This window comes from Streptomyces sp. SS1-1 (assembly GCF_008973465.1).
Lineage (GTDB): Bacteria > Actinomycetota > Actinomycetes > Streptomycetales > Streptomycetaceae > Streptomyces.
This window is the reverse complement of sequence record NZ_WBXN01000004.1, coordinates 1157685-1182300: the sequence shown is the minus strand read 5'-3', so window position 1 is coordinate 1182300 and position 24616 is coordinate 1157685. Positions and strand designations below refer to the sequence as shown.

Here is a 24616-nt window from a genome sequence, read left to right as displayed (position 1 = left end):
GACACACAGGCGAGCGGCGACGGCCGGGGCATGCGCCGCGGCCGCCGTCTCGCCGTCGACGTGGGCGACGCCCGGATCGGTGTCGCCTCGTGCGACCCGGACGGCATCCTCGCCACCCCCGTGGAGACGGTGCCGGGCCGGGACGTCCCGGCCGCCCAGCGCCGGCTGCGGCAGCTCGTCGAGGAGTACGAGCCGATCGAGGTCGTCGTCGGGCTGCCCCGTTCCCTCAAGGGCGGCGAGGGCCCGGCCGCGGTGAAGGTCCGGGGCTTCGCCCAGGAACTCGCCCGCATGATCGCGCCCGTTCCGGTCAGACTCGTCGATGAGAGGATGACGACGGTGACGGCCAGTCAGGGACTGCGCGCCTCGGGCGTGAAGTCCAAGAAGGGCCGTTCGGTCATCGACCAGGCGGCCGCGGTGATCATCCTGCAACAGGCGCTCGAATCCGAACGGGTGTCAGGCAAAGCACCCGGCGAGGGCGTCGAAGTGGTTATCTGATCGCGATACGGTAACGTTCCGCGCGATACGGCGGCGGTCGAACAGCCGCTGTACTTACGGAGACCGGACGGCATCTGAGCCCGATCGCTCAGGGACCGACCGTCTCGCGGTACCAGGGACCGGTCACCCGCCCCGGCCGGCTGGCCGGACCCGCCGATCACGGCGGTGCGAGGTGACCGGCCCCGGTCACCGCGTGGAGGAGGTGCGATCGGTGACCACGCTTCAGGTGCGTGGACGGACCCACACGGGCCGGGCCGGGCAGGCCGGCCCGTGGCCCGTGCGTGGCCCGGTGCCGGTCGGACCACGAGTTCTAGGGGCGCACATCCACCAGGCAATGCTGCGGCGAGCCGTGTCCGGACGCGCGGGGCGCACGGACACGTCTGTCATGAACGGTGCTACGGCACCAGGCCCCGACTCCGTCGGGCGACACCACGGGGCCCACCTGCCGCGACGGGCCGACGGCCACGGCCACCTCACCCGAGAGGAGGAAGGCACGCACGGCCTCGCCCCCCACGGCGCATTCCGGCGTGCCGACCGCTCCGATGACTGAATACGGGCGGGGCGACGGCTCCGATCGCTGGCAGGACGATCCGCTGAACGGGGACGGCGGATGGAACGCCCAGCAGGGTGATCAGCAGGGCTACGGGCAGCAGCAGTACGCCGATCCGCAGCACCAGCAGTACGGGCAGCAGCAGTACCCGCAGCAGCAGTACGACCCGCAGCAGTACGCCGACCAGCAGTACTACGCCCAGCAGGCGCAGCAGCAGTACGGCGAGTGGAACGACGGGCAGCAGCACACCGGGTACGGCCAGCAGCAGTACCCGCAGCAACAGCAGTACACCGACCAGGGACAGCAGCAGGGTCACGGGCAGCACCAGGGCCACGGGCAGCAGTCGTACGACGGGGGCTGGTCCACCGGCGGGCACCAGCAGCCCTCGTACGGCGACGCGGCGGACCCGTACGGACAGCAGCAGGCCGCCTACGGGGGAGGCCAGTCCGACTACTACGGCACCCAGGACTCCTATCCGCCCCCGCAGCCGCCCACCCGGCGCGCCGCCACGCCCGCGCCCGAGCCCGAGCCGGACACCGGCTGGGACCCGGGCCCCGACCAGGGCGAACACGCCTTCTTCGCGGGCGGCGACCAGGACGATGACGACGACACCGACGAGCGTGACGGCCGCTCGGGGCGCGGCGGCAAGAAACCGAAGAAACGTCGCAGCGGACCGGCCTGCCTGGTCCTCACCCTGATCTTCGCGGGCGCGGTCGGCGGCGTCGGCTACTTCGGCTACCAGTTCTACCAGGACCGTTTCGGCCCGGCGCCGGACTACGCCGGCGACGGCAACGGCCAGCAGGTCACCGTCGTCATTCCCAAGGGCGCGGGCGGCTGGGTCATCGGCCAGAAGCTCAAGGCGGCCGGGGTCGTCGAGAGCGTCGACGCCTTCGTCTCCGCGCAGAACGACAATCCGGAGGGCCGCTCCATCCAGGACGGCGTCTACACGATGCAGAAGCAGATGTCGGCGGCCAGCGCCGTCGAGCTGATGCTGAGCCCCAAGAGCCGGTCCAACCTGATCATCGCCGAGGGCTCCCGGAACGTCGCCGTGTACGCGCTGATCGACAAGCGGCTCGGGGTCCCGGACGGCACCACGGCCGAGGTCGCGAAGAAGCAGTACAAGAAGCTCGGCCTGCCCGACTGGGCGCTGGACCACCCCAATGTGAAGGACCCGCTGGAAGGGTTCCTCTACCCGTCCAGCTACGCGGCGAGCAAGGGCCAGAAGCCGGCGACCGTGCTGAAGGAGATGGTCACCCGGGCCACGGAGAAGTACGAGCAGATGGGGCTGGAGAAGAAGGCCGCCGGCCTCGGGCTCGACAACCCGTGGGAGGTGCTCACCGTGGCGAGCCTGGCCCAGGCCGAGGGCACCAGCCACGACGACTACCGCAAGATGGCCGAGGTCGTCTACAACCGCCTGAAGCGGGGGAACCCCGAGACCTACGGGTCCCTGGAGTTCGACTCCACGTACAACTACATCAAGAACCAGAGCAAGATCGACCTGAGCATCGCCGAGCTGCGGCGGTACAACAACCCGTACAACACGTACTTCGTCAAGGGTCTGCCGCCCGGCCCCATCGACAACCCGGGTGAGGAGGCGCTCAAGGGCGCGCTGAACCCGACGAAGGACGGCTGGTACTACTTCATCTCGCTGGACGGCAAGACCAGCAAGTTCACCAAGACGCTGAAGGACCACGAGAAGCTGGTCGACGAGTTCAACGCGTCGAGGAAGAAGAGCTAGGGATCACGCAGAAGTGAACGACTCCGCGATGGCCGCGACGGACAGGCGGTGCCGGGCGGCGGTGCTCGGTTCCCCCATCGGGCACTCCCTGTCCCCGGTCCTGCACCGGGCCGCCTACGCCGAACTGGGGCTCACCGGCTGGTCGTACGACCGCTTCGAGGTCGACGAGGCCGCCCTGCCCGGCTTCCTCGCCGAGCTCGGTCCCGAGTGGGCCGGGCTGTCGCTGACCATGCCGCTGAAGCGGGCCGTCATCCCGCTGCTCGACGAGATCAGCGAGACGGCCGCCTCGGTCGAGGCCGTCAACACCGTCGTCGTCACCGAGGACGGCCGCCGCGTCGGTGACAACACCGACATCCCCGGCATGGTCGCCGCCCTGCGCGAACGCGGCATCGAGGAGGTCGGCTCGGCCGCCGTGCTCGGCGCCGGCGCCACCGCGTCCTCGGCGCTCGCCGCGCTGGCCCGCGTCTGCACCGGCGAGGTCGTGGCGTACGTCCGCAGCGAGGCCCGCGCCTCCGAGATGCGGCAGTGGGGCGAGCGGCTCGGCATCGAGGTCCATACGGCCGACTGGGCCGACGCCGCCGAGGCGCTGCGCGCCCCGCTGGTGATCGCGACGACCCCGGCCGGCACCACCGACGCCCTCGCCCACGCCGTGCCCGAGCGTCCCGCCACCCTGTTCGACGTGCTCTACGACCCCTGGCCCACCGCGCTCGCGGCCCGCTGGTCGATGTTCGGCGGGGCCGTCGTCAGCGGCCTCGACCTGCTGGTGCACCAGGCGGTGCTCCAGGTGGAGCAGATGACCGGCCGCGCCCCGGCGCCGCTGGAGGCGGTGCGCACAGCGGGCGAGCGGGCTCTCGCGGCCGGCTAGGTCGTATCCGCGAAGTCCCGTCGTCCGCCCGCCACGGTGGCGGCCGCGCGGACGAAGGCGGCCAGGGCCGGGGAGGTGGCGTGCTCGGGCCAGGCGAGGGCGAGCGTGGTGGGCTCGGCGTCATCGACCGGGACGGCCACTAGGTCGTCGCGGAGCTGCCCGCGGATGGAGCACGGGAGGACGGCGACCATGCGGCCCAGGGCGATCAGGTGCAGAAGCTGCCCCAGGTCGTGGATCTCGGGTCCGTGACCCTCGGATGCGCCCGGCCAGCGCGGCAGAGGCTCCCCTGCGATGTCGTCCAGGCGGACCCGGGTACGGCCCGCGAGGCGATGCGACCTCGGCACCACGAGGAGTTGCGTCTCGGTGAGGAGGTCCTGGGTGTCCAGGCCGGTGAGGTCGTGGTGGGGGAGGTGGAGCAGGGCGGCGTCGGCACGGCCCTCCCGCAGGAGGTTCTCCCGCTCGCCGAGGCTGCACACCAGCTCGACCGGCAGCGCGTCCGGCTCGGCCTGATAGGCGTCGAGGATCGCGGGCAGCAGGCCACCGTCGCCGCCCGGCTTGATGACCAGGACCAGACACGGGTCGGCGCGGCCCGCCCGCCGGGTGCGGTGCGCCGCGGCCGACACGGCGTCGAGCACCGTACGGCTCTCGCGGAGCAGGACGGCACCCGCCTCGGTCAGTGCGACCCGGCGACCGCCGCGTTCCAGCAGGGCCACGCCCAGTCGCCGTTCGAGCTGCTGGATGGCGCGGGAGAGCGGCGAGCTCGCGGACCTCCAGTCGTTCCATACCCGCACGGTATCGCCGCGCACCTGATCGGTGTTGGAACTCCCGGCCGCCCCCGTGGTGGGCTGGACGCATGACAGAAACCACGATTGCCCTGGTCACCGGGGCCAACAAGGGCATCGGACGCGAGGTCGCGGCCCGGCTCGCCTCGCTCGGCACGCAGGTCCTGCTGGCCTCGCGCGACCCGCGGCGCGGTGCGGCCGCCGCTGCCGAGCTGGGTGACCGGGTGCACCCGGTCACCCTGGACGTCACGGACCGGGCGAGCGTCCTGTCCGCCGCCCGCTGGATCGAGGAGCGCTTCGGCCGGCTGGACATCCTGGTCAACAACGCCGGCATCTCCGGCGACCTCGCCGCCCAGAGCCCCGGCGGTGCCGAACTGCCCGCCGTACGCGAGGTGTTCGAGACCAACGTGTTCGGCGTGATCAGCGTGACCACCGCGATGCTGCCGCTGCTCGCCCGCTCCCGCGCCGCCCGGATCGTCAATGTCAGCAGTGGACTGGGCTCCCTCACCCGGATGACCGACCCCGAGGACTACTTCACGACCCGGCCCGCGATGGCCGCGTACGTCCCGTCGAAGACCGCGCTCAACTCGCTCACCGTGCAGTACGCCAAGGAACTGCGCGGCCGCGGCATCCTGGTCAACGCCGCCGATCCCGGGCCGTGCGCGACCGACTTCACCACCGCGTTCCCCGGCCTCACCCGCACCGCGGCCGACGGCGCGGCCGTGATCGTCCGGCTCGCCACGCTGCCCGACGACGGGCCGACCGGCGGCTTCTTCGACGAGCACGGCCCGGTCCCCTGGTGAGTGCCTGTCCGGAACCGGGTACGAGCTAGGATCCGCTGAGTTCCGCAGGGGCGGAGCGGATTTCACAGGGAAGCACGACACCGTGTCCGCAGGCGTGCCGCTCGCGTCCGTCAAGAGCGAGATGAGCGGCGCCGTCTTCTTCGGCTCCTATGCTCCGCCGCGGGGCCAGGGCGAGCCCTCCGCCTGACCCGCCCCGGCCGCCAGGCGTCCACCGGACGTCCGCCAGATGGACCGGCGGCCGGTGGCCGGTCCCGGACGTGGGAGGATCGGAGGTGGCGGGCCCGGGCCGCGCACCTGGCCGCCGTCGCGGTACGCGCTGACACGCGTACCCAGTGCAGTACCAGGGCGCGAGCATCGAGGAGCACCGTTGAGCAGGTTGCGCTGGCTGACCGCGGGGGAGTCCCACGGCCCCGCACTCGTCGCGACGCTGGAGGGCCTTCCCGCCGGCGTGCCGATCACCACGGAGATGGTGGCGGACCACCTGGCCCGGCGCCGCCTCGGCTATGGACGCGGCGCGCGCATGAAGTTCGAGCGTGACGAGGTCACCTTCCTCGGCGGCGTCCGGCACGGCCTCACGCTCGGCTCCCCGGTCGCGATCATGGTCGGCAACACCGAGTGGCCCAAGTGGGAGCAGGTCATGGCGGCCGACCCCGTCGACCCCGAGATCCTGGCCGGGCTCGCCCGGAACGCCCCGCTGACCCGGCCCCGCCCCGGCCACGCCGACCTCGCCGGTATGCAGAAGTACGGCTTCGACGAGGCCCGGCCGATCCTGGAGCGGGCCTCGGCCCGGGAGACGGCCGCCCGGGTGGCGCTGGGCGCGGTGGCTCGGTCGTACCTCAAGGAGACGACCGGCATCGAGATCGTCAGCCATGTCGTCGAGCTCTGCTCCGTCAAGGCCCCGCAGGGCGTCTACCCGACCCCGGCCGACGTCGAGCGGCTGGACGCCGACCCGCTGCGCTGCCTGGACGCCGACACCTCCAAGGCGATGGTCGCGGAGGTCGACCAGGCCCACAAGGACGGCGACACCCTCGGCGGCGTCGTCGAGGTGCTCGCCTACGACGTGCCGGTGGGCCTCGGCTCGCACGTGCACTGGGACCGCAAGCTGGACGCCCGGCTCGCCGGTGCCCTCATGGGCATCCAGGCCATCAAGGGCGTCGAGCTCGGCGACGGCTTCGAGCTGGCCCGTGTGCCGGGCTCCAAGGCGCACGACGAGATCGTCAGGACCGAGGACGGCATCCGGCGCACCTCCGGCCGCTCCGGCGGCACCGAGGGCGGTCTCACCACCGGTGAGCTGCTGCGGGTCCGCGCCGCGATGAAGCCGATCGCCACGGTGCCGCGCGCCCTGAAGACCGTCGACGTCACCACCGGCGAGGCCGCCCAGGCCCACCACCAGCGCTCCGACGTCTCCGCGGTCCCGGCCGCCGGCATCGTCGCCGAGGCCATGGTGGCGCTCGTCCTCGCGGACGCGGTCGCGGAGAAGTTCGGCGGCGACTCGGTCGCCGAGACGCGCCGCAACGTCCGCTCGTACCTCGACCACCTGGCGATCCGATGAGCGGGGCGCCCGTGGTGGTGCTGGTCGGGCCGATGGGAGTGGGCAAGTCCACCGTCGGCGGGCTGATGGCCGGGAGGCTCGGCGTCGGCTACCGCGACACCGACGACGACATCGTGGCCGAGCAGGGCCGGAGCATCTCCGAGATCTTCGTCGACGACGGCGAGGCCGTCTTCCGGGAGATCGAGAAGCAGGCCGTGCGCCGGGCGCTCGAGGAGCACGACGGCGTCCTGGCGCTCGGCGGCGGGGCGATCCTCGACGCCGGCACCCGGGCCCTGCTCGCCGGGCAGTGGGTCGTCTACCTCTCGATGGACGTCGAGGAGGCCGTGAAGCGCACCGGCCTCAACGCCGCCCGCCCGCTGCTCGCGGTCAACCCGCGCAAGCAGTGGCGCGAGCTCATGGAGGCCCGCCGCCATCTGTACGAGGAGGTCGCGACGGCCGTCGTGGCCACCGACGGCCGTACCCCCGAAGAAGTGACCCGAGCCGCGCTGGACGCACTGGAGTTGAAGGACGCATGACCGAGGCAGTGACGCGGATCCAGGTCGGCGGGAGCGCGGGCAGCGACCCGTACGAGGTCCTGGTGGGCCGTCAGCTCCTCGGTGAGCTGGGCGGGTTGATCGGCGACCGGGTCAAGCGGGTCGCGGTGATCCACCCGGAGGCGCTGGCCCAGACCGGTGAGGCGCTGCGGGCCGACCTGGCCGACCAGGGCTTCGAGACGGTCGCCATCCAGGTCCCGAACGCGGAGGAGGCCAAGACCGCCGAGGTGGCCGCCTACTGCTGGAAGGCCCTCGGCCAGTCCGGCTTCACCCGCTCCGACGTCGTCGTCGGCGTCGGCGGCGGCGCCACGACGGACCTCGCCGGCTTCGTCGCAGCCACCTGGCTGCGCGGGGTGCGCTGGATCGCCGTCCCGACGACCGTGCTGGCCATGGTGGACGCGGCGGTCGGCGGCAAGACCGGCATCAACACCGCCGAGGGCAAGAACCTCGTCGGCGCCTTCCATCCGCCCGCCGGGGTCCTGTGCGACCTTGCGGCGCTGGACTCCCTGCCCGTGAACGACTACGTCTCCGGGCTCGCCGAGATCATCAAAGCGGGCTTCATCGCCGACCCGGCGATCCTGGACCTCATCGAGGCGGACCCGCAGGCCGCGCGCACCCCGGCCGGCCCGCACACCGCCGAGCTGATCGAGCGCTCGATCCGGGTCAAGGCGGAGGTCGTCTCCTCGGACCTGAAGGAGTCGGGCCTGCGGGAGATCCTCAACTACGGCCACACGCTCGGCCACGCCATCGAGAAGAACGAGCGTTACAAGTGGCGGCACGGTGCCGCGGTCGCCGTCGGCATGCACTTCGCCGCCGAACTCGGGCGCCTCGCGGGCCGGTTGGACGACGCGACCGCCGACCGGCACCGCGCGATCCTCGAATCGGTCGGACTGCCGCTGCACTACCGCTACGACCAGTGGCCCAAGCTGCTGGAGACCATGAAGGTCGACAAGAAGTCCCGCGGCGACCTGCTGCGCTTCATCGTCCTGGACGGCCTCGCCAAGCCGACCGTCCTGGAGGGACCCGACCCGGCCGTCCTGCTCGCCGCGTACGGCGAAGTCGGCCAGTAAGTCCACGCACGCACGATTGTGTCCGATTCGCCTGTGGCGACGGGCACTTCGGACCGCCCCCGGCCGTTCACCAAACGACGGCCGGGGGCGGTACCGTTCGGTAGGGAGCGGGGCAGGCCCCGCTGCCAGCGCCAATGGCCATGGACGACGAGACGGAGTGGCACCGGATGCAGCACGCAGTGGGTTCTCCGCTGCCGCCGCCCCACCAGCCGGGGCACGGCTGGTCGCCGGCCGCGCACCACCCCGGAGCGCAGGGAGCACCGCAGGGGCCCGCCCCCGTGCCCCCGCCGCCCTCCGCGCCGGGCTTCGCACCCCCGGGACCCGCGGCGCCCGCCCCGCAGCACGGCGGCTACGGCCCCCCGGCGCCCGAGAGCACCGGCCATGTCCCGCTGCCGCCCGGCGGCCCCGTCGCCATGCCGAGCGCCCCGCCCGCCGCGACGGCCCCCGACCCGACGTCCACGACCCTCGCGGTCCTGCTCATCGGCCCGGCCGGAGCGGGCAAGACGAGCGTCGCCAAGTACTGGGCGGACCACCGCAGGGTGCCCACCGCGCACATCAGCCTCGACGACGTCCGCGAATGGGTCCGCTCGGGCTTCGCCGACCCCCAGTCCGGCTGGAACGACCACTCCGAGGCCCAGTACCGCCTCGCCCGCCGCACCTGCGGCTTCGCCGCGCGCAACTTCCTGGCCAACGGGATCTCCTGCATCCTCGACGACGCGGTCTTCCCCGACCGGCCGGTCGTCGGCCTCGGCGGCTGGAAGCGGCATGTGGGCCCCGGCCTTCTGCCGGTCGTCCTCCTCCCGGGCCTGGAGATCGTCCTGGAGCGCAACGCCGAACGCTCGGGCAACCGCCGCCTCACCGACGAGGAGGTCGCCCGCATCCACGGTCGCATGGCCGGCTGGTACGGCTCGGGCCTCCCCATCATCGACAACTCCCAACTGGACGTCCCCCAGACAGCCCACCTCCTCGACGAGGTCCTCTCCCGCTCCCTGGCCAGCCCTCCGCCCTGGTAGCCCTCGCGCAAGGGCCACAACGCCTCGCACCCCCGGGCCCGAGGCCACCCACAGAGGACCACCACCCACCCCCTCAGGGGCGCGGGGAACTGCGCGCCCAACCCCCACGGGCCTGAGGCCGACGAACGAGACCGGCCACCCACCTCCCTCCAGGGGCGCGGGGAACTGCGCGAGAAGTCCCCACCGGCGGAAAGCCGACAGTCGACGCCCGCCACCTTGCAGGGGCGCGGGGAACTGCGCGCTCTACCCCCACCGGCCCGAGGCCGACGAACAAGGCCGACCACCCACCCCCCCAGAGGCGCGGGGAACTGCGCGACCACCCCCCACCGGCGGGAAGCCGACAAACAACGCCCGCCACCCACCCAGGGGCGCGGGAAACTGCGCAAAAACCCCAAATCAACCCGCACCCGGCACAGCCCCCCACCCCCACTCAGCCGCCCCCAACCGGCGCCAACCGAGCGGAGCTCATACGCTCGGGTCATGTCAGAGGTGTACGCCACCCGCCGCTCCCGCCTGAGGGACCGCTGCCAAGCCAGCGGCAGCGCCACCGCGCTGATCTCCCGCCCCGCCAACGTCCGCTACCTCGCGGGCGCCGCCCCGCGGGCGCCGTGCTGCTCCTCGGCAGGACCGACGACCTGCTCGTGTGCGCCGAGCCACCCGACGAGCGCCCCCACGAGGGCCGCCCGACGAGACGCTGCTGATCCACACCCTTCCCCGCCCCGGCGGGGACGCCGCCGTCGCCGCCGCGGACCTCGCCGCGGCCCAGGGCGCCGACTCCCTCGCCGTGGAGGAGCACCACCTCACCGTCGCCCGGCACCAGGCCCTCCACGCGGCCGCGCCGCGGCTCCGTCTCGCCGGCCTCGGCACCGCCGTCGAACAGCTCCGCGTCGTCAAGGACGAGGAGGAGATCTCCTGTCTCCGGATCGGCGCCGAGATCGCCGACCAGGCCCTCGGCGAACTCCTCGAGTCCATCCTCGTCGGCCGTACCGAACGCCACCTCGCCCTGGAGCTCGAGCGCCGCCTCGTCGACCACGGCGCCGACGGCCCCGCCTTCCCCACGGCCGTCGCCACCGGCCCCCACTCCGGCCGCCGGGCGCACCGGCCCACCGACCGCCGGGTCGAGGAGGGCGATTTCCTCTCCGTCTGCCTGGGCGCGACGTACCGCGGCTACCGCTGCGAGATCGGCCGTACCTTCGTGATCGGCACGTCCCCCGCGGACTGGCAGATCGAGCTGTACGACCTCGTCTTCGCCGCTCAGCGGGCCGGACGGGAAAGTCTGACGCCGGGCGCCGCCTACCGTGACGTGGACCGGGCCGCCCGCCAGGTGCTGGACTCCGCCGGGCACCACGAGGGCCTGCCGTCGCTCATGGGCCACGGTGTCGGACTCGAAATCGACGAGGACCCGCAGTTGGCCCCCGCGGCCATGGGTAAACTGGACGCTTGCGTGCCGGTCACCGTCGAACCGGGGGTCCACCTCCCGGGCCGGGGCGGCGTCCGGATCGATGACACGCTCGTCGTCCGCCCCGAGGCGGACGGCGGACCCGAGCTACTCACCATCACGACCAAGGAGCTGCTCGCCCTGTAGGCAGGTGCGTGCGCCGGGGTCGTCCACGTCAGTCCAGGAGATTCCGCAACCGTGGCTTCCACGAACGACCTCAAGAACGGCATGGTGCTCAAGCTCGAAGGCGGCCAGCTCTGGTCCGTCGTCGAGTTCCAGCACGTCAAGCCCGGCAAGGGCCCGGCCTTCGTGCGCACCAAGCTCAAGAACGTGCTGTCCGGGAAGGTCGTCGACAAGACCTTCAACGCCGGCGTGAAGGTCGAGACGGCCACCGTCGACAAGCGCGACATGCAGTTCTCCTACATGGACGGCGACTACTTCGTCTTCATGGACATGGAGACCTACGACCAGCTCATGGTCGACCGCAAGGCCGTCGGCGACGCCGCCAACTTCCTGATCGAGGGCTTCACCGCCACCGTCGCGCAGCACGAGGGCGAGGTGCTCTTCGTCGAGCTGCCGGCCGCCGTCGAGCTCGTCATCCAGGAGACCGAGCCGGGTGTCCAGGGCGACCGCTCCACCGGTGGCACCAAGCCCGCCACCCTGGAGACCGGCCACCAGATCCAGGTCCCGCTCTTCATCACCACCGGTGAGAAGATCAAGGTCGACACCCGCACGAGCGACTACCTCGGCCGGGTGAACAGCTAACCGTGGCTGCCCGCAACACGGCCCGTAAGCGCGCCTTCCAGATCCTCTTCGAGGGCGACCAGCGCGGCGTCGGCGTCCTCACCGTCCTCGCGGACTGGGTCCGGCTCTCCCGGGAGGACACCCGGCAGCCGCCGGTCAGCGAGTACACGATGCAGCTGGTCGAGGGGTACGCGGAGCGCGCCCGGCGGATCGACGAGCTGATCGCGCAGTACTCGGTCGGCTGGACGCTCGACCGTATGCCGGTGGTGGACCGGAACATCCTGCGCCTCGGCGCGTACGAACTGATCTGGGTCGACGAGACGCCGGACGCGGTCGTGCTGGATGAGATGGTCCAGCTGGCGAAGGAGTTCTCCACGGACGAGTCGCCGTCGTTCGTGAACGGCCTGCTCGGCCGGTTCAAGGATCTGAAGCCCTCGCTGCGCCGCGAGGACGCGTAGGCTCCCGCATCAGGCGAACACGCCGAAGGGCCCGCAGCACGCACGCTGCGGGCCCTTCGGCATGTCCCGGACACTCGGGGGCTCCTAGGGGTCCCCGGGCTGCTCGGACGGCCCTCCAGGGCCGCAGAAAGCCGCCGGGGCGCCCGGAACCGTTCGGTTCCGGCCACCCCGGCGGCACGTTTCTGCTGAGAGGACCCAACCCGGGGACGTGCTCAGCTCTCCTCGGCGTGGGAGACCGCGCGGCGCGCGTCCGCGTCGAGGACACCCCAGCTGATCAGCTGCTCGGTGAGCACCGAGGGGGACTGGTCGTAGATGACGGCGAGTGTGCGCAGGTCGTCCTGGCGGATCGACAGCACCTTGCCGTTGTAGTCACCGCGCTGCGACTGGATCGTCGCCGCGTACCGCTGGAGCGGACCCGCCTTCTCGGCCGGCACGTGGGCCAGCCGCTCCAGGTCCAGGACCAGCTTCGGCGGCGGCTCGGCGGCCCCGCCCGGGGTCGTCCCCGGCAGCAGTTCCTGCACCGGCACGCCGTAGAAATCCGCCAGCTCTGCGAGCCGCTGCACGGTCACGGCGCGGTCGCCGCGCTCGTACGAACCGACCACGACGGCCTTCCAGCGTCCCTGGGACTTCTCCTCGACACCGTGGAGGGAAAGGCCCTGCTGGGTGCGGATGGCCCGGAGCTTGGCCCCGAGCTGTTTGGCGTATTCGCTGGACATATGGCTCCCCGGCACTGGGTCGACGCGACTGGCTTGGCTTCCATGCCGCGCGGTTGGTAACTCACTGTGAGGTTACGCAGCGTTACTCTCGTGCGTCAAGCCGAATGGTCCACACCGACGCTTCCGCTTCCGCCGTGGCCGATTGGGCCAGGGGGGTGACAGGGGGTGTACTCGCGGCCTGCTACGGTGGATGGCGCAAACCAGACGTCCTTTAAGGTCCGTCCCGTGAGGCGGAGAAGGAGGTCCCTTTCGTATGGACAGGCAGCAGGACACCTCGACGTCCGACGCCCGGCCCGTGCTTGAAGGCCCTGACATCGCGCGGGTGTTGACCCGCATCGCCCACGAGATCGTCGAACGCGCCAAGGGCGCCGACGATGTGGTGCTCCTCGGCATCCCCACCCGGGGCGTCTTCCTCGCCCGGCGGCTCGCCGCCAAGCTGGAGGAGATCACCGAGCGCAAGATCCCGGTCGGTTCGCTCGACATCACCATGTACCGGGACGATCTGCGCATGCACCCGCCGCGTGCGCTGGCCCGCACCGAGATCCCCGGTGACGGCCTCGACGGCCGCCTCGTCGTCCTCGTCGACGACGTGCTCTTCTCCGGCCGCACCATCCGCGCCGCCCTCGACGCCCTGAACGACATCGGCCGCCCGCGCGCGGTCCAGCTCGCCGTTCTCGTCGACCGCGGTCACCGCGAGCTTCCCATCAGGGCCGACTACGTCGGCAAGAACCTCCCCACGTCGTTGCGGGAGACGGTCAAGGTCCAGCTCGCCGAGGAGGACGGTCGCGACACCGTGCTGCTCGGTGCCAAGCAGACCCCCCAGTAGCGCCGGACGGCGTGCGGCGCCGCCGTACGCCCGCTCAGTGCGCCCAGGCGCACCCGTCTGCCCGAAATCCTTCATGAACTGCCTTACGGAGCCTGACAGATGCAGCGTCATCTCATCTCGGCCGCCGACCTCACCCGCGACGACGCCGTCCTGATCCTCGACACCGCCGAGGAGATGGCCCGGGTCGCCGACCGGCCGATCAAGAAGCTGCCGACCCTGCGCGGCCGCACCGTCGTCAACCTCTTCTTCGAGGACTCCACGCGCACGCGTATCTCCTTCGAGGCCGCGGAGAAGCGCCTGTCCGCGGACGTCATCAACTTCAGCGCCAAGGGCTCCAGCGTGTCCAAGGGCGAGTCCCTCAAGGACACCGCCCAGACCCTGGAGGCCATGGGCGTGGACGCCGTCGTCATCCGGCACGGGGCCTCCGGCGCGCCGTACCGCCTGGCCACCTCCGGCTGGATCGACGCCCACGTCATCAACGCCGGCGACGGAACCCACCAGCACCCCACCCAGGCCCTGCTGGACGCCTTCACGATGCGGCGCCGGCTCGTCGGCCGGGACGCCGGGCTCGGCCGCGACCTCGACGGGCGGCGCATCACCATCGTCGGCGACGTCCTGCACAGCCGGGTCGCCCGCTCCAACGTCGACCTGCTGCACACGCTCGGCGCCGAGGTCACCCTGGTCGCCCCGCCCACCCTGGTGCCGGTCGGCGTCGAGACCTGGCCCTGCGAGGTGTCGTACGACCTCGACGCCGTGCTCCCGAAGTCCGACGCCGTGATGATGCTGCGCGTCCAGCGTGAGCGCATGAACGCCGCCTTCTTCCCGACCGAGCGCGAGTACTCGCGGCGCTACGGCCTCGACGGCGACCGCATGGCCCGGATGCCGGAGCACGCCATCGTGATGCACCCCGGCCCGATGGTCCGCGGCATGGAGATCACCGCCGAGGTCGCCGACTCCGACCGCTGCACCGTCGTCGAGCAGGTCGCAAACGGAGTCTCCATCCGCATGGCCGTCCTCTACCTGCTGCTCGGCGGCAACGAGCCCGCCGTCACCCACACGCGTACCGAGGAGAAGTGAAGACGATGAGCAAGACCCTGATCCGTGGTGCGAAGGTGCTCGGCGGCGAACCGCAGGACGTGCTGATCGACGGCGGGATCATCGCCGAGGTCGGCACCGGGCTGAGCGCCGAGGGCGCCGAGGTCGTCGAGGCCGCCGGCAAGGTCCTCCTGCCGGGACTGGTCGACCTGCACACCCACCTGCGCGAGCCCGGCCGCGAGGACTCCGAGACCGTCCTCACCGGTACCCGCGCGGCGGCCTCCGGCGGCTACACGGCCGTCTTCGCCATGGCCAACACCTTCCCCGTCGCCGACACCGCCGGCGTGGTCGAGCAGGTCTACCGGCTCGGCCAGGAGCACGGCTACTGCGACGTACAGCCCATCGGCGCCGTCACCGTCGGCCTGGAGGGCCGCAAGCTCGCCGAGCTCGGCGCCATGCACGAGTCCGCCGCCGGCGTCACCGTCTTCTCCGACGACGGCAAGTGCGTCGACGACGCCGTGATCATGCGCCGCGCCCTGGAGTACGTGAAGGCCTTCGGCGGCGTCGTCGCCCAGCACGCGCAGGAGCCCCGGCTCACCGAGGGCGCCCAGATGAACGAGGGCGTCGTCTCCGCCGAGCTCGGCCTCGGCGGCTGGCCGGCGGTGGCCGAGGAGTCGATCATCGCCCGGGACGTCCTGCTCGCCGAGCACGTCGGCTCCCGCGTCCACATCTGCCACCTGTCGACCGCCGGGTCCGTCGAGATCGTCCGCTGGGCCAAGTCCCGCGGTATCGACGTCACCGCCGAGGTCACCCCGCACCACCTGCTCCTCACCGACGAGCTGGTGCGCACCTACAACCCGGTCTACAAGGTGAACCCGCCGCTGCGCACCGAGCGCGACGTGCTCGCCCTGCGCGAGGCGCTCGCCGACGGCACGATCGACATCGTCGCCACCGACCACGCCCCGCACCCGCACGAGGACAAGGACTGCGAGTGGGCCGCCGCCGCCATGGGGATGGTCGGCCTGGAGACCGCGTTGTCAGTGGTGCAGGAGACCATGGTGGACACCGGGCTCCTCACCTGGGCCGGGGTCGCCGAGCGCATGTCCGTCAAGCCCGCCGAGATCGGGCGGGCCAAGGGCCACGGCCGGCCCGTCTCGGCTGGTGAGCCCGCCAACCTCACGCTCGTCGACACGGCATACCGTGGGTCCGTGGACCCCGCGGGCTTCGCCTCGCGCAGCCGGAACACCCCGTACGAGGGGCGTGAGCTGCCGGGCCGTGTCACCCACACCTGGCTCCGGGGCAAGGCCACGCTCGTCGACGGGAAGCTCACGTGACACCTGCAACACTCCTCGCGGCCGGACTCGCGGCGGACCAGAAGTCGGCCGAGGTCACCGACTGGGCCGCCCGCGTCGGCTGGGTCGTCGGACTCGCCCTCTTCGTGGCGCTCGTCTACTGGCTGATGCGCGAGGGCTGGAAATGGCGCGGCACGCTCCAGAGCGACCTGCCCGCGCTGCCCAGCGCGCCGGACGACCCGGGCCCGGCGAGACTGAGCATGAGCGGCCGCTACCACGGCTCCACCACCGCCGGTCAGTGGCTCGACCGCATCGTGGCGCACGGCCTGGGCACCCGCAGCCGGGCCGAGCTCACGCTGACGGACGCGGGACTCGACGTCGTACGCCCCGGCGCGGCCGACTTCTTCGTCCCCGCGGACCGGCTGCGCGGCGCCCGGCTCGACAAGGGCATCGCCGGCAAGGTCCTCACCGAGGGCGGCCTGCTCGTGGTGACCTGGGCGCACGGCGACCGGCTGATCGACTCCGGGTTCCGCTCGGACCACGCGGCGGAACACACCGCGTGGGTCGAGGCCCTCAACTCCATGACCAACGACACCAGCACGGAAGGCGCCGAACGATGACCACCTCCACAAGGGGAGCCGACAAGGTTCCCGCGGTACTCGTCCTGGAGGACGGCCGGACCTTCCGCGGCCGTGCCTACGGGGCCGTGGGGGTGACCTTCGGCGAGGCCGTGTTCTCCACCGGCATGACCGGCTACCAGGAGACCCTGACCGACCCGTCGTACCACCGCCAGGTGGTCGTGATGACCGCCCCGCACGTCGGCAACACCGGCGTGAACGACGAGGACCCCGAGAGCAGGCGGATCTGGGTCGCCGGATACGTCGTCCGCGACCCCGCCCGCACCCCGTCCAACTGGCGCTCCCGCCGCTCCCTGGACGACGAGCTGCGCGCCCAGGGCGTCGTCGGCATCTCCGGCATCGACACGCGCGCCCTCACCCGCCATCTGCGCGAGCGCGGCGCCATGCGCGTCGGCATCTTCTCCGGCAACGCCCTGCCCGACGAGGGCACCATGCTCGCCGAGGTCCGCCAGGCCCCCGAGATGGAGGGCGCCGACCTCGCCGCCGAGGTCGCCACCAAGGAGGCGTACGTCGTCCCCGCGATCGGTGAGAAGAAGTTCACCGTCGCCGCCGTCGACCTCGGCATCAAGGGCATGACCCCGCACCGGATGGCCGAGCGCGGCATCGAGGTGCACGTCCTGCCCGCCACCGCCACCGTCGACGACGTGTACGCGGTGAACCCCGACGGAGTCTTCTTCTCCAACGGACCCGGCGACCCGGCCACCGCCGACCACGCCGTCTCCGTGATGCGGGGCGTCCTGGAGCGCTCCACCCCGCTGTTCGGGATCTGCTTCGGCAACCAGATCCTCGGCCGCGCCCTCGGCTTCGGCACCTACAAGCTGAAGTACGGCCACCGCGGCATCAACCAGCCCGTGCAGGACCGCACCACCGGCAAGGTCGAGGTCACCGCGCACAACCACGGCTTCGCCGTCGACGCCCCGCTCGACCAGGCGTCCGACACCCCCTACGGCCGTGCCGAGGTCTCCCACGTCTGCCTGAACGACAACGTGGTGGAGGGCCTGCAGCTCCTGGACCGCCCGGCCTTCAGCGTCCAGTACCACCCCGAAGCGGCCGCCGGCCCGCACGACGCCGCCTATCTGTTCGACCGCTTCGTTTCCCTGATGGAGGGCCAGCGTGCCTAAGCGCACCGATATCCAGTCCGTCCTGGTCATCGGCTCCGGCCCGATCGTCATCGGTCAGGCCGCCGAGTTCGACTACTCCGGCACGCAGGCGTGCCGCGTGCTCAAGGCCGAGGGCCTGCGCGTCGTCCTGGTGAACTCCAACCCGGCGACGATCATGACCGACCCGGAGATCGCCGACGCCACGTACGTCGAGCCGATCACCCCGGAGTTCGTCGAGAAGATCATCGCCAAGGAGCGCCCGGACGCGCTGCTGCCGACCCTGGGCGGCCAGACCGCCCTCAACACGGCCATCTCGCTGCACGAGGCCGGCACGCTCGAGAAGTACGGCGTCGAACTGATCGGCGCCAACGTCGAGGCCATCAACAAGGGCGAGGACCGCGACCTGTTCAAGGAGGTCGTCGAGGAGGTCCGCAAGAAGATCGGCCACGGCGAGTCCGCCCGCTCGGTGATCTGCCACTCCATGGACGACGTGCTGGCCGGCGTCGACACCCTCGGCGGCTACCCGGTCGTCGTCCGCCCCTCCTTCACCATGGGCGGCGCCGGCTCCGGCTTCGCGCACGACGAGGAGGAGCTGCGCCGCATCGCCGGACAGGGCCTGACGCTCTCCCCGACCACCGAGGTGCTCCTGGAGGAGTCCATCCTCGGCTGGAAGGAGTACGAGCTGGAGCTGATGCGCGACAAGCACGACAACGTCGTGGTCGTCTGCTCCATCGAGAACTTCGACCCGATGGGCGTGCACACCGGCGACTCCATCACCGTCGCCCCCGCGATGACGCTCACCGACCGCGAGTACCAGATCCTGCGGGACGTCGGCATCGCCGTGATCCGCGAGGTCGGCGTCGACACCGGCGGCTGCAACATCCAGTTCGCGGTGAACCCCGAGGACGGCCGGGTCATCGTCATCGAGATGAACCCGCGCGTGTCCCGCTCCTCGGCGCTCGCCTCCAAGGCGACCGGCTTCCCCATCGCCAAGATCGCCGCCAAGCTGGCCGTCGGCTACACGCTGGACGAGATCCCGAACGACATCACGCAGGAGACCCCGGCCTCCTTCGAGCCGACGCTCGACTACGTGGTCGTGAAGGCCCCCCGGTTCGCCTTCGAGAAGTTCCCGAGCGCCGACTCCACCCTCACCACCACCATGAAGTCGGTCGGCGAGGCCATGGCCATCGGCCGCAACTTCACCGAGGCCTTCCAGAAGGCGCTGCGCTCGCTGGAGAAGAAGGGCAGCCAGTTCACCTTCGTCGGCGAGCCCGGCGACAAGGACGAGCTGCTGCGCGAGGCGGTCCGGCCCACCGACGGCCGTATCAACGCGGTCATGGGAGCCATCCGCGCGGGCGCCACCCCCGAGGAGGTCTTCGACGCCACGAAGATCGACCCGTGGTTCGTCGACCAGCTCTTCCTCATCAAGGAGATCGCCGACGAGCTGGGCGCGGCCCCCGAGCTCACCCCGGACCTGCTGTCCGAGGCCAAGCGGCACGGCTTCTCCGACGTGCAGATCGCCGAGATCCGCGGCCTGCGCGAGGACGTCGTCCGCGAGGTGCGGCACGCGCTGGGCATCCGCCCGGTCTACAAGACGGTCGACACCTGCGCCGCCGAGTTCGCCGCGAAGACCCCGTACTTCTACTCGTCCTACGACGAGGAGACCGAGGTCGCGCCGCGCGAGAAGCCGGCCGTCATCATCCTGGGCTCCGGCCCCAACCGCATCGGCCAGGGCATCGAGTTCGACTACTCCTGCGTCCACGCCTCCTTCGCGCTGAGCGACGCCGGCTACGAGACCGTGATGGTCAACTGCAACCCGGAGACCGTCTCCACGGACTACGACACCTCCGACCGGCTGTACTTCGAGCCGCTGACGCTGGAGGACGTGCTGGAGATCGTCCACGCGGAGCGGCAGGCCGGCCCGGTCGCCGGTGTCGTGGTCCAGCTCGGCGGCCAGACCCCGCTGGGTCTGTCGCAGGCCCTGAAGGACAACGGCGTGCCGATCGTCGGCACGTCCCCCGAGGCCATCCACGCCGCCGAGGACCGCGGGGCGTTCGGCCGCGTCCTCGCCGAGGCGGGCCTGCCCGCCCCGAAGCACGGCACCGCCACCACCTTCGCCGGGGCCAAGGCCATCGCCGACGAGATCGGCTACCCGGTCCTGGTGCGCCCGTCGTACGTCCTCGGCGGACGCGGCATGGAGATCGTCTACGACGAGACCCGGCTGGAGTCCTACATCGCCGAGTCCACCGAGATCAGCCCCTCCCGGCCGGTCCTGGTCGACCGGTTCCTCGACGACGCCATCGAGATCGACGTCGACGCCCTGTACGACGGCGAGGAGCTGTACCTCGGCGGCGTCATGGAGCACATCGAGGAGGCCGGCATCCACTCCGGCGACTCGGCGTGCGCGCTGCCGCCGATCACGCTGGGCGGCTTCGACATCAAGCGGCTGCGCGCCTCCACCGAGGCCATCGCCAAGGGCGTCGGGGTGCGCGGCCTGATCAACATCCAGTTCGCGATGGCCGGGGACATCCTGTACGTCCTGGAGGCCAACCCGCGCGCGTCCCGTACGGTCCCCTTCACCTCGAAGGCGACCGCGGTGCCGCTGGCCAAGGCCGCCGCCCGGATCTCGCTGGGCGCGACCATCGCCGAGCTGCGCGCCGAGGGCCTGCTGCCGAGGAGCGGCGACGGCGGCGAGCTGCCGCTCGACGCGCCGATCTCCGTCAAGGAGGCCGTCATGCCGTGGTCGCGCTTCCGCGACATCCACGGCCGCGGCGTCGACACCGTCCTCGGCCCGGAGATGCGCTCCACCGGCGAGGTCATGGGCATCGACAGCGTCTTCGGCACGGCGTACGCCAAGTCGCAGGCCGGCGCGTACGGCCCGCTGCCCACGAAGGGCCGCGCGTTCATCTCGGTCGCCAACCGCGACAAGCGCTCGATGATCTTCCCGGCGCGCGAGCTGGTCGCCCACGGCTTCGAGCTGATGGCCACCTCCGGCACCGCCGAGGTCCTCAAGCGCAACGGCATCAACGCCACCGTCGTGCGCAAGCAGTCCGAGGGCACCGGCCCGAACGGCGAGAAGACCATCGTCCAGCTCATCCACGACGGCGAGGTCGACCTCATCGTCAACACCCCGTACGGCACGGGCGGCCGCCTCGACGGCTACGAGATCCGTACGGCGGCCGTGGCGCGCTCGGTGCCGTGCCTGACGACGGTCCAGGCGCTCGCCGCCGCCGTCCAGGGCATCGACGCCCTCAACCACGGGGACGTGGGCGTCCGATCGCTCCAGGAACACGCCGAACACCTGACCGCGGCCCGCGACTAGCAGCCGACGAGGGGGACACCGGAAACGGTGTCCCCCTCTTCATGAGGGAATCATGTACAAGATCTTCTTCACCTGCTTCTTCCAGCGGATGGACCCGGAGCAGGCCCACCACCTGGCCTTCCGCTGGATCCGTCTCGTTGCCCGGATCCCCGTGCTGCGCACCTTCGTCGCCGCCGCGCTCGCCCCCCGCTACAAGGAGCTGCGCACGGAGGCCCTCGGGCTGCGCATGCACGGCCCCTTCGGGCTCGCCGCGGGCTTCGACAAGAACGCCGTCGCGATCGACGGCATGACGATGCTCGGCTTCGACCACGTCGAGATCGGCACCGTCACGGGGGAGCCCCAGCCGGGCAACCCGAAGAAGCGCCTGTTCCGGCTGGTGCCGGACCGCGCGCTGATCAACCGCATGGGGTTCAACAACGACGGCTCGCTGGCCGTGGCGGCCCGTCTGGCGTCCCGTACGCCGGTCTTCCGGACCGTCGTGGGCGTCAACATCGGCAAGACCAAGGTCGTGCCCGAGGCCGAGGCCGCCGCCGACTACGTGAAGTCGGCCGAGCGGCTGGCGCCGTACGCCGACTACCTGGTCGTCAACGTCTCGTCGCCCAACACCCCCGGGCTGCGCAATCTGCAGGCCACCGAGTCGCTGCGGCCCCTGCTGACGGCCGTCCGCGAGGCCGCCGACCGGGTGGTGACCACCCGCCGGGTGCCGCTGCTCGTCAAGATCGCGCCGGACCTCGCCGACGAGGACGTCGACGCCGTGGCCGACCTCGCCGTCGAGCTGGGCCTGGACGGCATCATCGCCACGAACACCACCATCGCGCGCGAGGGACTCGGCCTGACGTCCGACCCCGCGCTGGTCGGGGAGACGGGCGGGCTCTCCGGAGCGCCGCTGAAGGCACGCTCCCTGGAGGTGCTCAGGCGCCTCTACGCGCGCGTGGGGGACCGGATCACCCTGGTGGGCGTCGGCGGCATCGAGAACGCCGAGGACGCCTGGCAGCGCATCCTCGCGGGCGCCACCCTGATCCAGGGCTACAGCGCCTTCGTCTACGAGGGCCCCTTCTGGGCCCGCGCCCTCCACAAGGGGCTCGCCGCACGCCTGCGCACCAGCCCCTACGCCACCCTCGCCGACGCGGTCGGCGCCGACGTGAGGAAGACGGTATGACCGAGCCCTTCGGCAGTCGACTGCGCCGTGCGATGGACGAGCGCGGCCCCCTGTGTGTGGGCATCGACCCGCACGCCTCCCTGCTCGCCGAGTGGGGCCTGAACGACGACGTGGCCGGCCTGGAGCGGTTCAGCCGTACGGTCGTCGAGGCGACGGCCGACCGGGTCGCCGTGCTCAAGCCGCAGAGCGCGTTCTTCGAGCGCTTCGGCTCCCGCGGGGTCGCCGTGCTGGAGAAGTCGGTGGAGGAGGCGCGCGCGGCCGGCGCGCTCGTCGTCATGGACGCCAAGCGCGGCGACATCGGCTCCACGATGGCCGCGTACGCGGAGACCTTCCTGCGCAAGGACTCGCCGCTGTTCTCCGACGCGCTGACGGTCTCGCCGTACCTCGGCTACGGGTCGCTGTCCCCGGCGGTGGCGCTGGCGCGGGAGAGCGGCACCGGTCTGTTCGTGCTCGCCCTCACCTCCAACCCGGAGGGCGGCGAGGTCCAGCACGCGGTCCGCGCGGACGGCCGGGACGTCGCCGCGACGATGCTCGCCCACCTCGCCGCCGAGAACGCGGGGGAGGAGCCGCTGGGCTCCTTCGGGGCGGTCGTCGGCGCCACGCTCGGTGACCTGTCGTCCTACGACCTCGCCATCAACGGCCCGCTGCTCGCCCCCGGCATCGGCGCCCAGGGGGCCACGCCCGCGGATCTCCCCAGGGTGTTCGGCGCGGCGGTGCGCGACGTCGTCCCGAACGTCAGCCGGGGGGTGCTGCGGCACGGCCCCGACGTCGTGACCCTGCGTGACGCCGCGTCACGCTTCGCCGACGAGGTCCGCGAGGCGGTCGCGGGCGCCTGAGGGCAGGTGACGGTGTCCAGGTCGGCCGCGGGGTCCTCCCGTGAGGGGCCCGCGGCCGACTTGAGTCTGGATACATCCTCAAATCCAGGGCAGTATGTCTTAAATGTCCGGCCTGACGGAGGCTGACCAGGACTTTTCCGCTGTTCTCGCTGACTCTTGCGGACTTGCCCGCTAGTCTCCGACGAGAGTCAGTGGGCAAGCGTGTTGCTCGTGGCTCCCCAGGTGTGGGGCGACTAGGTTCCTCACCGGTCCGTATCCGACAGTTCGACATCCGAGGTGACGTAGGCGTGGCTCTTCCGCCCCTTACCCCTGAACAGCGCGCAGCCGCGCTCGAAAAGGCCGCCGCGGCTCGCCGGGAGCGGGCCGAGGTCAAGAATCGACTCAAGCACTCCGGCGCCTCCCTTCACGAGGTCATCAAGCAGGGCCAGGAGAACGACGTCATCGGCAAGATGAAGGTCTCCGCACTGCTCGAGTCCCTGCCGGGCGTGGGCAAGGTCCGCGCCAAGCAGATCATGGAGCGACTCGGCATCTCCGAGAGCCGCCGCGTGCGGGGCCTCGGCTCCAACCAGATCGCCTCCCTTGAGCGTGAGTTCGGCAGCACCGGCTCCTGAGTCCCGGCTCCCCGGGACCTCGGGTCCCGGGCGGTCCGCGATTGCTGGAATAATCGCCGCATGGCTGTAACACCCCGGGGGACGACCCCCGAGCCCCCGGACGCACGTCCGCGGCTGACCGTGCTCTCCGGCCCCTCCGGGGTCGGCAAGAGCACGGTCGTCGCTCATATGCGCAAAGAACACCCCGAGGTCTGGCTCTCCGTGTCGGCGACGACGCGCAAGCCCCGCCCCGGCGAGCAGCACGGAGTCCACTACTTCTTCGTCACCGACGAGGAGATGGACAAGCTGATCGCCAACGGCGAGCTGCTGGAGTGGGCCGAGTTCGCGGGCAACCGCTACGGCACACCGCGCGCGGCCGTGCTGGAGCGGCTCGACGCGGGCGAGCCGGTGCTCCTGGAGATCGACCTCCAGGGCGCGCGGCAGGTCCGCGAGTCCATGCCCGACGCCCAGCTGGTGTTCCTGGCCCCTCCCTCCTGGGAGGAGCTGGTGCGCCGGCTCACCGGGCGGGGCACCGAGCCGCCCGAGGTGATCGAGCGCCGGCTGGAAGCGGCGAAGATCGAGCTGGCGGCCGAGCCCGAGTTCGATGTGACCTTGGTCAACACCTCCGTCGAGGACGTGGCGCGCGAGCTGCTAGCCTTGATGGACGTTGTGTGATCGTGTCCGATCGCATGACTGAATCTTTCCCATCCATCGGAAGGTAGAGCGTGTCCTCTTCCATCTCCGCGCCCGAGGGCATCATCAACCCGCCGATCGACGAGCTCCTCGAGGCCACCGACTCGAAGTACAGCCTCGTGATCTACGCGGCCAAGCGGGCCCGCCAGATCAACGCGTACTACTCGCAGCTCGGCGAGGGCCTCCTCGAGTACGTCGGTCCGCTCGTCGACACGCACGTCCACGAGAAGCCGCTCTCGATCGCCCTCCGGGAGATCAACGCGGGTCTGCTGACGTCCGAGGCCGTCGAGGGCCCGGCGCAGTAAGTACGATCTTCAGCTTGACGCTGACTTTTCCACAGGCCCGGCGGCAGGTCCGCCGGGCCTGTG

General features: G+C 71.5%; 23 protein-coding genes and 1 pseudogene. 22 read left to right on the top strand and 2 right to left on the bottom strand.

Translation table 11 applies throughout. From position 1 onward, the window contains the following. Positions 1 to 30 precede the first annotated feature (30 nt). From ruvX to F8R89_RS06440, 3 genes are all read left to right on the top strand, one after another. Positions 31 to 495 carry a Holliday junction resolvase RuvX gene (ruvX, locus tag F8R89_RS06450; protein WP_055623832.1) on the top strand — a complete coding sequence of 155 codons (465 nt, stop codon included), beginning with the start codon at positions 31 to 33 and terminating at the stop codon, positions 493 to 495. Between the two features lie 542 nt (positions 496 to 1037). Continuing rightward, the gene (mltG, locus tag F8R89_RS06445; protein WP_151783056.1) at positions 1038 to 2783 is read left to right on the top strand and encodes an endolytic transglycosylase MltG; all 1746 of its coding nucleotides are present in this window, start codon (positions 1038 to 1040) and stop codon (positions 2781 to 2783) included. A gap of 28 nt (positions 2784 to 2811) precedes the next feature. Next, positions 2812 to 3648: a shikimate dehydrogenase gene (locus F8R89_RS06440; RefSeq protein ID WP_151788013.1), complete on the top strand. Its 837-nt coding sequence runs from the start codon at positions 2812 to 2814 to the stop codon at positions 3646 to 3648. Here the strand turns inward: F8R89_RS06440 and F8R89_RS06435 are convergent. Continuing rightward, entirely contained in the window at positions 3645 to 4454 is an 810-nt protein-coding gene (locus F8R89_RS06435; RefSeq protein ID WP_225994338.1) for a LysR family transcriptional regulator, read from the bottom strand. The genes F8R89_RS06440 and F8R89_RS06435 overlap by 4 nt on opposite strands. Positions 4455 to 4501: 47 nt before the next feature. Here F8R89_RS06435 and F8R89_RS06430 point away from each other — a divergent pair, with 47 nt between their 5' ends. From F8R89_RS06430 to nusB, 8 genes and pseudogenes are all read left to right on the top strand, one after another. Further along, positions 4502 to 5233 carry an SDR family oxidoreductase gene (locus F8R89_RS06430; protein WP_151783055.1) on the top strand — a complete coding sequence of 244 codons (732 nt, stop codon included), beginning with the start codon at positions 4502 to 4504 and terminating at the stop codon, positions 5231 to 5233. 367 nt (positions 5234 to 5600) lie between these two features. Next, complete coding sequence (gene aroC / locus F8R89_RS06425) at positions 5601 to 6785, top strand: chorismate synthase (protein ID WP_151783054.1); 1185 nt, start codon at positions 5601 to 5603, stop codon at positions 6783 to 6785. Continuing rightward, positions 6782 to 7300 (top strand): shikimate kinase, encoded by a 519-nt coding sequence (locus tag F8R89_RS06420; RefSeq protein ID WP_151783053.1) that lies wholly within the window; start codon positions 6782 to 6784, stop codon positions 7298 to 7300. The genes aroC and F8R89_RS06420 overlap by 4 nt, the downstream gene beginning before the upstream one ends. Beyond that, positions 7297 to 8388 carry a 3-dehydroquinate synthase gene (gene aroB / locus F8R89_RS06415; protein ID WP_151783052.1) on the top strand — a complete coding sequence of 364 codons (1092 nt, stop codon included), beginning with the start codon at positions 7297 to 7299 and terminating at the stop codon, positions 8386 to 8388. The genes F8R89_RS06420 and aroB overlap by 4 nt, the downstream gene beginning before the upstream one ends. 167 nt (positions 8389 to 8555) lie before the next feature. Beyond that, positions 8556 to 9401: a Pro-rich N-terminal domain-containing protein gene (locus tag F8R89_RS06410; RefSeq protein ID WP_151783051.1), complete on the top strand. Its 846-nt coding sequence runs from the start codon at positions 8556 to 8558 to the stop codon at positions 9399 to 9401. A 480-nt stretch (positions 9402 to 9881) separates the two neighbouring features. Beyond that, positions 9882 to 10986: pseudogene (locus tag F8R89_RS06405) on the top strand (aminopeptidase P family protein). Positions 10987 to 11037: 51 nt separating this feature from the next. Further along, a complete protein-coding gene (gene efp, locus F8R89_RS06400; protein ID WP_030048852.1) occupies positions 11038 to 11604 on the top strand; it encodes an elongation factor P in 567 nt (188 codons plus the stop codon). A gap of 2 nt (positions 11605 to 11606) precedes the next feature. Further along, positions 11607 to 12041, top strand: coding sequence for a transcription antitermination factor NusB (gene nusB, locus F8R89_RS06395; RefSeq protein ID WP_055623771.1), 435 nt, complete (start codon positions 11607 to 11609; stop codon positions 12039 to 12041). Positions 12042 to 12253: 212 nt separating this feature from the next. On the opposite strand, the gene bldD is transcribed toward nusB, so the two are convergent. After that, complete coding sequence (gene bldD / locus F8R89_RS06390) at positions 12254 to 12757, bottom strand: transcriptional regulator BldD (RefSeq protein WP_004002691.1); 504 nt, start codon at positions 12755 to 12757, stop codon at positions 12254 to 12256. A 253-nt stretch (positions 12758 to 13010) separates the two neighbouring features. Here bldD and pyrR point away from each other — a divergent pair, with 253 nt between their 5' ends. From pyrR to rpoZ, 11 genes are all read left to right on the top strand, one after another. Further along, positions 13011 to 13583 (top strand): bifunctional pyr operon transcriptional regulator/uracil phosphoribosyltransferase PyrR, encoded by a 573-nt coding sequence (pyrR, locus tag F8R89_RS06385; protein ID WP_108705968.1) that lies wholly within the window; start codon positions 13011 to 13013, stop codon positions 13581 to 13583. Positions 13584 to 13682: 99 nt separating this feature from the next. Beyond that, a complete protein-coding gene (locus tag F8R89_RS06380; protein ID WP_062674313.1) occupies positions 13683 to 14660 on the top strand; it encodes an aspartate carbamoyltransferase catalytic subunit in 978 nt (325 codons plus the stop codon). A gap of 5 nt (positions 14661 to 14665) precedes the next feature. Beyond that, positions 14666 to 15952 carry a dihydroorotase gene (locus F8R89_RS06375; protein WP_151783050.1) on the top strand — a complete coding sequence of 429 codons (1287 nt, stop codon included), beginning with the start codon at positions 14666 to 14668 and terminating at the stop codon, positions 15950 to 15952. Then, positions 15949 to 16530, top strand: a complete 582-nt coding sequence (locus tag F8R89_RS06370; RefSeq protein WP_151783049.1) for a hypothetical protein — start codon at positions 15949 to 15951, stop codon at positions 16528 to 16530. Before F8R89_RS06375 ends, F8R89_RS06370 begins: the two co-directional genes overlap by 4 nt. Then, entirely contained in the window at positions 16527 to 17669 is a 1143-nt protein-coding gene (carA, locus tag F8R89_RS06365) for a glutamine-hydrolyzing carbamoyl-phosphate synthase small subunit (RefSeq protein WP_151783048.1), read from the top strand. The genes F8R89_RS06370 and carA overlap by 4 nt, the downstream gene beginning before the upstream one ends. Continuing rightward, the gene (carB, locus tag F8R89_RS06360; RefSeq protein ID WP_151783047.1) at positions 17662 to 20970 is read left to right on the top strand and encodes a carbamoyl-phosphate synthase large subunit; all 3309 of its coding nucleotides are present in this window, start codon (positions 17662 to 17664) and stop codon (positions 20968 to 20970) included. Before carA ends, carB begins: the two co-directional genes overlap by 8 nt. A 52-nt stretch (positions 20971 to 21022) precedes the next feature. Further along, positions 21023 to 22129, top strand: coding sequence for a quinone-dependent dihydroorotate dehydrogenase (locus F8R89_RS06355; RefSeq protein ID WP_151783046.1), 1107 nt, complete (start codon positions 21023 to 21025; stop codon positions 22127 to 22129). Further along, the gene (pyrF, locus tag F8R89_RS06350; protein WP_151783045.1) at positions 22126 to 22965 is read left to right on the top strand and encodes an orotidine-5'-phosphate decarboxylase; all 840 of its coding nucleotides are present in this window, start codon (positions 22126 to 22128) and stop codon (positions 22963 to 22965) included. Before F8R89_RS06355 ends, pyrF begins: the two co-directional genes overlap by 4 nt. Before the next feature lie 287 nt (positions 22966 to 23252). Beyond that, complete coding sequence (locus F8R89_RS06345) at positions 23253 to 23576, top strand: integration host factor (protein ID WP_003977346.1); 324 nt, start codon at positions 23253 to 23255, stop codon at positions 23574 to 23576. 60 nt (positions 23577 to 23636) lie between these two features. After that, positions 23637 to 24230, top strand: a complete 594-nt coding sequence (gene gmk / locus F8R89_RS06340) for a guanylate kinase (protein WP_151783044.1) — start codon at positions 23637 to 23639, stop codon at positions 24228 to 24230. A 50-nt stretch (positions 24231 to 24280) separates the two neighbouring features. Continuing rightward, on the top strand, positions 24281 to 24553 hold the full coding sequence (gene rpoZ / locus F8R89_RS06335) for a DNA-directed RNA polymerase subunit omega (RefSeq protein WP_003988945.1): 273 nt from the start codon (positions 24281 to 24283) through the stop codon (positions 24551 to 24553). Positions 24554 to 24616 lie beyond the last annotated feature (63 nt).

Bases quoted from the DNA above. Each gene is read 5' to 3' on its own strand.
- aroB (WP_151783052.1), top strand. From the start codon at position 7,297: ATGACCGAGGCAGTGACGCGGATCCAGGTCGGCGGGAGCGCGGGCAGC.
- pyrR (WP_108705968.1), top strand. From the start codon at position 13,011: ATGGACAGGCAGCAGGACACCTCGACGTCCGACGCCCGGCCCGTGCTT.
- F8R89_RS06380 (WP_062674313.1), top strand. From the start codon at position 13,683: ATGCAGCGTCATCTCATCTCGGCCGCCGACCTCACCCGCGACGACGCC.
- F8R89_RS06430 (WP_151783055.1), top strand. From the start codon at position 4,502: ATGACAGAAACCACGATTGCCCTGGTCACCGGGGCCAACAAGGGCATC.
- pyrF (WP_151783045.1), top strand. From the start codon at position 22,126: ATGACCGAGCCCTTCGGCAGTCGACTGCGCCGTGCGATGGACGAGCGC.
- gmk (WP_151783044.1), top strand. From the start codon at position 23,637: ATGGCTGTAACACCCCGGGGGACGACCCCCGAGCCCCCGGACGCACGT.
- F8R89_RS06375 (WP_151783050.1), top strand. From the start codon at position 14,666: ATGAGCAAGACCCTGATCCGTGGTGCGAAGGTGCTCGGCGGCGAACCG.
- F8R89_RS06410 (WP_151783051.1), top strand. From the start codon at position 8,556: ATGCAGCACGCAGTGGGTTCTCCGCTGCCGCCGCCCCACCAGCCGGGG.
- bldD (WP_004002691.1), bottom strand. From the start codon at position 12,757: ATGTCCAGCGAATACGCCAAACAGCTCGGGGCCAAGCTCCGGGCCATC.
- F8R89_RS06355 (WP_151783046.1), top strand. From the start codon at position 21,023: ATGTACAAGATCTTCTTCACCTGCTTCTTCCAGCGGATGGACCCGGAG.
- F8R89_RS06420 (WP_151783053.1), top strand. From the start codon at position 6,782: ATGAGCGGGGCGCCCGTGGTGGTGCTGGTCGGGCCGATGGGAGTGGGC.
- F8R89_RS06440 (WP_151788013.1), top strand. From the start codon at position 2,812: ATGGCCGCGACGGACAGGCGGTGCCGGGCGGCGGTGCTCGGTTCCCCC.
- ruvX (WP_055623832.1), top strand. From the start codon at position 31: ATGCGCCGCGGCCGCCGTCTCGCCGTCGACGTGGGCGACGCCCGGATC.
- mltG (WP_151783056.1), top strand. From the start codon at position 1,038: ATGACTGAATACGGGCGGGGCGACGGCTCCGATCGCTGGCAGGACGAT.
- carA (WP_151783048.1), top strand. From the start codon at position 16,527: ATGACCACCTCCACAAGGGGAGCCGACAAGGTTCCCGCGGTACTCGTC.